The 4,652-nt window shown below is 73.3% G+C and carries 5 protein-coding genes; 2 read left to right on the forward strand and 3 right to left on the reverse strand.

Features of this window, described 5'->3' with window-relative positions:
• From ACFU99_RS22990 to ACFU99_RS23000, 3 genes are all read right to left on the reverse strand, one after another.
• A partial coding sequence (locus tag ACFU99_RS22990) for an amino acid permease (protein ID WP_384394870.1) occupies positions 1-722 on the reverse strand: 722 nt, incomplete at its 3' end.
• A 241-nt stretch (positions 723-963) separates the two neighbouring features.
• Positions 964-1,689, reverse strand: coding sequence for a class I SAM-dependent methyltransferase (locus ACFU99_RS22995; protein ID WP_384394862.1), 726 nt, complete (start codon positions 1,687-1,689; stop codon positions 964-966).
• 162 nt (positions 1,690-1,851) lie between these two features.
• Positions 1,852-3,318, reverse strand: coding sequence for a GuaB1 family IMP dehydrogenase-related protein (locus tag ACFU99_RS23000; RefSeq protein WP_384394864.1), 1,467 nt, complete (start codon positions 3,316-3,318; stop codon positions 1,852-1,854).
• A 211-nt stretch (positions 3,319-3,529) separates the two neighbouring features.
• Here ACFU99_RS23000 and ACFU99_RS23005 point away from each other — a divergent pair, with 211 nt between their 5' ends.
• Both ACFU99_RS23005 and ACFU99_RS23010 read left to right on the forward strand, forming a co-directional pair.
• Positions 3,530-4,195, forward strand: a complete 666-nt coding sequence (locus ACFU99_RS23005; protein WP_384394866.1) for a DUF6230 family protein — start codon at positions 3,530-3,532, stop codon at positions 4,193-4,195.
• Positions 4,186-4,652 (forward strand): DUF6114 domain-containing protein (locus tag ACFU99_RS23010; RefSeq protein ID WP_384394868.1); only part of this gene is annotated, 467 nt, incomplete at its 3' end. The genes ACFU99_RS23005 and ACFU99_RS23010, both read left to right, overlap by 10 nt.

The following is a 4,652-nucleotide window of genomic DNA, read 5'->3' on the forward strand; positions in this document are numbered from 1 at the left end:
CCGAGCGGCAGGAACGGCGCGTAGTTGCCGGCCCGGATGCCGGTGAAGGCGACGGCGCAGAAGAGCAGCAGCGCCACGATCTTCACGCCGACCATGATGGCGTTGGCGCGGGCGCTCTCGCGGGCGCCGCCGAGCAGGAAGGCCATGCACAGCGCCACCACGAGCAGCGCGGGCAGGTTGAAGACGCCGCCGTCGCCGGGCGGGTTCGCGAGCGCGGTGGGGATGGTGACGCCGAGGGTGCCGTCGAGGAGTTCGTTGAGGTACTGGCCCCAGCCGACGGCGACGGCCGCGACGGAGACCCCGTACTCCAGGATCAGACACCAGCCGCAGACCCAGGCGACGAGCTCGCCGAGGGTCGCGTAGGTGTACGAGTAGGAGGAGCCGGAGACGGGGATGGTGCCCGCCAGTTCGGCGTAGGAGAGGGCGGAGAACAGCGCGGTGATCCCGGCGAGGACGAAGGAGATCATCACGGCGGGCCCGGCCTTGGGCACCGCCTCGCCGAGCACGACGAAGATGCCGGTGCCCAGCGTCGCGCCGATGCTGATCATCGTCAGCTGCCACATGCCCAGGGAGCGCCGCAGCGAGCCGCCTTCGCCCTGCCCGCTCTCGGCGACCAGCAGTTCGACGGGCTTGCGCCGCATGACGCGGCGGAGGGGGCCGGCGGGCTGCCGCGGGGGCCGCCCGGGGTCCGCGGCCGGGGGCGCTGCGCCGTGCTCCAACACTGGGGTGGCTCCTTCATCGCTGCCGGTCGGGCGGCGACCGGCGGCGGGCCCGGGCGGAAGGCGCGCGGAAGGCGCGTACAACCCGTAGCCGAGGGACCGCCGAGCAGGCGGTCCCCGCCACTCCACGTACAGCGCACGACCCTACGAGCTGGGTGCGTACGCCCGTAATGCATCATTCTTGCGCATCGGCGCACGATCGTTGCGCAGGGGGCGGTCGAATGGGGAAACGTTGCTCCTCACGTCATGAACCGGCACATTGCGGTACCGCCCGCAGCCAGGTCCGGTCGTCGGTGAGGTAGGCGTCGCCCCGCAGCCCGGCCTCGGCGAGGGCCTCCTCGACGGCCGCTTCGTCCAGTTCGTGCGAGGTGTGCGTCTGGCTCCAGCCGCGCCCCTCGAACTCGTACTCCATGCGGACGGACGTCACGCCCGGCCCGAGCGGCTCGGCGGCGGCGACCTTGATCCGCAACGGGCCGCGCCGGTGCTCGCGGGGCACGTTCGCGGGGTCGTTCCAGCCCGCGCCCTCGCGCTGGATCAGCACACAGCCGTCGTCCCGCACATGGCGGCGGCAGGTGCGCAGCAGCTCGGCGCGGACCTCGGGCTCGGCCGTGTTGACGAGGTAGGAGGCGAGGAGCACCGCGTCGAAGCGCTCGCCGAGGTCGAGCCCCTCGATCGTGGAGCGCACGGTGCGCGCGCCGCGGATCTCCGCCAGCATCTCGGCCGACTCGTCGACCGCGACGACCTCGAAGCCGAGCTCCAGCAGGGCGTGCGTCACCCGGCCCGCGCCCGCGCCCAGTTCCAGTACGCTCCGGGCCCCCTCGCGTACCGCGCCCGCGATGATGTGCTGCTCGCCGTCAGGCGCCATCCGGGCGTACATCTCGACGGCGCAGCCGTCCGGGGTGATCGTCCCTGGTCCCGCGCCCGCGCTTCCCGCGCGTCGGTGTCCGCTGAGGCGTCTTTGTTCGCTCATGCGTCGTTGTTCGCTCATGCGGGCCAGCACAGCACGGGGTCCGGAGGCCGGAAAGGGATTCGGGTGCGGGCGAATTCCCGGCGGGGCGCATGGTTTATACGGCTACGGGCCCGGCCATCGCGGAGGTGGCGGCGGACGGGCCCGTACGGAGCGTTCCTGGGGTCAGCTCCAGCTGGCGTGCAGCGGCTGGCCCTCGGCGTAGCCCGCGGCGCTCTGGACGCCGACGACGGCCCGCTCCTGGAACTCGGCCAGGGAGTCCGCTCCCGCGTACGTGCAGGAGCTGCGCACGCCCGCGATGATCGAGTCGATCAGGTCCTCGACGCCGGGCCGGGCCGGGTCCAGGAACATCCGCGAGGTGGAGATGCCCTCCTCGAAGAGGCTCTTGCGGGCCCGGTCGTACGCGGACTCCTCGCTGGTGCGGTTGCGCACGGCGCGCGCGGAGGCCATGCCGAAGCTCTCCTTGTACAGCCGGCCGTCGGCGGCCTGCTGGAGGTCGCCCGGGGACTCGTACGTACCGGCGAACCAGGAGCCGATCATGACGTTCGAGGCGCCGGCGGCCAGCGCCATGGCGACGTCGCGCGGGTGCCGCACGCCGCCGTCCGCCCAGACGTGCTTGCCGTACTTGCGCGCCTCGGCGGCGCACTCCAGCACGGCGGAGAACTGCGGGCGGCCCACGCCCGTCATCATCCGCGTGGTGCACATGGCGCCGGGGCCCACGCCCACCTTGATGATGTCCGCGCCCGCCTCGATGAGGTCGCGCACGCCCTCGGCGGCGACGATGTTGCCCGCGACGATCGGCACCTGCGGGTCGAGCGCCCGCACCGCCCTGATCGCGCTGATCATCGAGTCCTGGTGGCCGTGCGCGGTGTCCACCACGATGGTGTCCGCACCGGCCGCGAGCAGCGCCTTGGCCTTGCCCGCCACGTCGCCGTTGATGCCCACGGCGGCGGCGACGCGCAGCTTGCCGTCCGCGTCGAGGGCCGGGGTGTAGAGCGTCGCGCGCAGCGCGCCCTTGCGGGTGAGGATGCCGGCGAGCCGGCCGTCCGCGTCGACGGCGGGGGCGAGCTTGCGGTGCCCGGCGTCGAGCCGGTTGAACGCCTCGCGCGGGTCTATGTCCGCGTCGAGGAGCAGCAGCTCCCGGGACATGACCTCGGAGACCTGGGTGAAGCGGTCCACGCCGGTCAGGTCGGTCTCGGTGACCACGCCGACCGGCTTGCGGTCGCCGTCCACGACGACGCCCGCGCCGTGCGCCCGCTTCGAGAGCAGGGCCAGCGCGTCGGCGACGGTCTGGGCGGGCGACAGCACGATCGGGGTGTCCAGCACGTGGTGGCGCGTCTTGACCCAGCCGATGACCTCGGTGACGACGTCGATCGGGATGTCCTGCGGAATCACCACGAGCCCGCCGCGGCGGGCGACCGTCTCGGCCATCCGGCGGCCCGCGATGGCGGTCATATTGGCGACTACGAGCGGAATGGTCGTTCCGGTCCCGTCCGGCGCGGAGAGATCCACGCCCTGCCGGGAACCGACCGCGGAATGGCGCGGCACCATGAACACGTCGTCGTACGTCAGGTCGTACGGCACGGAAGAACTGCTCTCCACGGCGCCGGTCCGCGGGTTGAGGAATCGCATGCCACCAGGGTACTTGCCTACTTCACACGCAATACGATCGTCCGATTGCACCCTGCGCCAGTTGTAGGAACACCCGACGATCCGGCGGCCCTGTCGGGGTTTATGGGCCCGATCGGCTGGAGAAAGCGCCGAAACTCCGCGCCCACGTGTCCTACGGCGCCGCATGGGGGTTATGGCCACTGCCATGGCCATAACGACGGTGGAGGAATACATGACCTCTCAGGAGCCCGGCGGCGCGGCCGGGGACGGAGCGGCGGGCGGGGGCGGGGGCGGCGCGCCGGGCGGGGCGCGGCGGGCCCGTACGGACTGGCGGCGGCTGGCCCTCGCCGGGCCCTTGGCGCTGGCGCTGGCGGCGGGCAGCGTCTGGGCGACGACCGCCTCGGCGGTCCCCGTCACCTTCGCCGTGTCGGGCAGCACCTTCCAGGTCGCCGCCGACCACCTGGCCGGGAAGGACGCCGTGCAGTTCGCGTCCTTCGCCTCGGACGCCGCCGGGAAGCGCCGCCCCGTGGCGGTGGCGGGCATCGGCAGCGCCCGCATCTCCCACCTGTGCCAGTCGTCGGTGGCGCACACCCCGTTCGGCAGCGTGACGCTGACCATCCGGTCCGGCGAGGAGCACCCCGTCGAGGCCGAGGACCTGGTCATCGACCTCAAGCGGCTGGACGGCGACCTGCGGTTCGGCCGGGTGCAGATGGGCCGGGACGCCGGGACGCTGGACGCCGTCCAAGGGGTGCGCGGCGCGAACGGCACGTACGGGCAGCAGGCCCGCACCCTGGACATCGACCGGATGCGGCTGCGGGCCTGGTCGCTCACCGCGGGCACCTTCGGCCTCAAGGGCGCCAGCATGTCCATCAGCCCGGGTGATCACTCGTGTCTGTGAGCCCCGGCCCCTTCTTCCACCTGCGCCGCCTGCGTGAGCGCCCGCTGACCGCCGCCGCGCTGATGACGGCGGCCGGCGTCGAACTGGCCTACTTCCCGCTGCGCCGCCCCGAACTGCTCGGCCTGCAAGGCATCGGCGGCACCTCCGCCATCCTCATCGCCTGCGCCCTCGTCGGCTGCGCCGTCCTCCTCCTGCTGCGGCCCCGGCGCGCGCCGGTCTGCGGCGTGGCGGCCGTCGTGCTGGGGCTGGTCTCCTGCCCGATGGCCAACCTGGGGGGCTTCCTCGTGGGCATGGTGCTGGCCGTGCTGGGCGGGGCGTTCGCGACGGCCTGGCGCCCGGCGCCCGGCCCGGCGCGGGTACCGGCGCAGGCGTCGGCGCCAGGGCCTGGGCCCGTACCCACGCCCGTACGCCCGTCGGCCGCCACGCCCGACCCTGCGTACGAGCCCGCGCCCGACAA

The sequence above is a fragment of the Streptomyces sp. NPDC057654 genome (assembly GCF_042800135.1).
Lineage (GTDB): Bacteria > Actinomycetota > Actinomycetes > Streptomycetales > Streptomycetaceae > Streptomyces.

Excerpts from the sequence above, each read along its gene's own strand:
- ACFU99_RS22995 (WP_384394862.1), bottom strand. The coding sequence starts at position 1,689 with ATGAGCGAACAAAGACGCCTCAGCGGACACCGACGCGCGGGAAGCGCG.
- ACFU99_RS23000 (WP_384394864.1), bottom strand. The coding sequence starts at position 3,318 with ATGCGATTCCTCAACCCGCGGACCGGCGCCGTGGAGAGCAGTTCTTCC.
- ACFU99_RS23005 (WP_384394866.1), top strand. The coding sequence starts at position 3,530 with ATGACCTCTCAGGAGCCCGGCGGCGCGGCCGGGGACGGAGCGGCGGGC.